This window comes from Neobacillus sedimentimangrovi (assembly GCF_010614825.1).
GTDB classification, from domain to species: Bacteria; Bacillota; Bacilli; order Bacillales; family Cytobacillaceae; genus Neobacillus; species Neobacillus thermocopriae.
The window spans coordinates 1-1431 of record NZ_JAAFZF010000100.1 but is presented as its reverse complement, the minus strand read 5'-3'; the positions used below and the strand labels follow the sequence as shown (position 1 = coordinate 1431).

Sequence of the window (1431 nt, the reverse complement as noted above, 5' to 3'; positions counted from 1 at the left end):
AATTCCTCAAATGTCTCATACTTATGTAAGTAATATTTCTCACTTTTAAGGGTTCCCCAAAACGATTCCATTGGTCCGTTATCAATACATCTTCCTACTCGCGACATACTATGGGTTAATCCAGCCTTGTCTATTCTTCGTTTAAACCCATGTGAAGTATATTGAAATCCACGATCACTATGAATAAGTGGATATTCGTCATCTAATTGAATTAAAGCTTTATCTAACGTTTCAAATACAAGTTTATTATTATTGGAATTCCCTAAAACATAGCTAATAATTGAACCATCATATAAATCTAGAATCACACTTAAATAAGCCTTCTTCGAAGGACCATATTTGAACTCGGTAACATCTGTTATCCATTTTTCATTTGGTTTCTCAGCTGTAAATTCACGATTTAATATATTCTCTGCAACGTGCTGAGGTTTTGAACGCCTATATCGTGTCTTCTTCCTCCTAATAACAGATTGAATCCCGGCCATTCTCATTAGCCTATATATTCGTATATGATTAACACTCTTTCCAAACTTTCGGTTTATATTTATTAACATTCGACGATAACCATAGATACCCTTAACGTTCTTATGGATCGCTTTCATTTCCTTAATAATTTCTTCATTTTCAAGTTCTCGCAAGGAAGGCTTACGGTTTAACCATTTATAATAAGCAGCTCTTGCAACGCCTGCAATGTCGCATAACATGACAATGCTGAGTTGCTCATTATCATGAAGTTCTTTAATTGCGATATATTTATCTTCAAATCTTACTTGACTTATTTTCTCCTCCTTTCGATCTCCTCTAACTTTTTTAAGAATGCATTCTCCGCACGTAAACGTTCATTTTCTTTTTCAATTCGACGAATCACTAACTTCATTTTTTCTTCTGGAGTTAATTCTTCTTCGTTCTTCGAACGTCCTCGACGATCTTTTAACGCATCCCAACCGCCAGCTTCATATTTACGTACCCATTGATAAACTTGATGGTAGGATACTTGATGGTGTTCAGCTGTTTGTTGATAATTTTTTCCATTTCCTAATGCATCTTGTACAATTTCAATTCTTTCTTTCCAAGTTGTCTTTCTTCCTTTAGTCATAGAGTTCGATCTCCCTTTTCCCGTATCTTTTAATTCTCTATGACCATTATACTTCTTTATCCATTGACGTAGAGTGGAAGTACTTGGAATCTCATATTTTCTAGTAACCTCCCGAAGGGAGAAATCTCCACTAAGATAGTCCTTAACTGCCTGTATTTTAAGTTCCTTTGAATACTTCCTCCATGAAGAAGACTCTTTTAATCCTTCCACTCCGTATCTTTCAAATTTATATACCCAATCATAAATTGTTACGTTATCCGTATTATAAATAGATTCCAATTCAGAAATGGAATAAGTCTCATTTTTAAAATCATTAATAATCTTTATTTTTTCTT

Annotated in this window: 2 protein-coding genes; both read right to left on the bottom strand. The window is 33.9% G+C overall.

Annotation, left to right across the window (positions count from 1 at the left end; all coding sequences use genetic code 11):
* On the bottom strand, nucleotides 1-779 hold a 779-nt coding region (locus tag GZA11_RS16370), incomplete at its 3' end, for an IS3 family transposase (protein ID WP_235925096.1).
* On the bottom strand, nucleotides 776-1431 hold a 656-nt coding region (locus tag GZA11_RS16365), incomplete at its 5' end, for a helix-turn-helix domain-containing protein (RefSeq protein ID WP_163184400.1). The genes GZA11_RS16365 and GZA11_RS16370, both read right to left, overlap by 4 nt.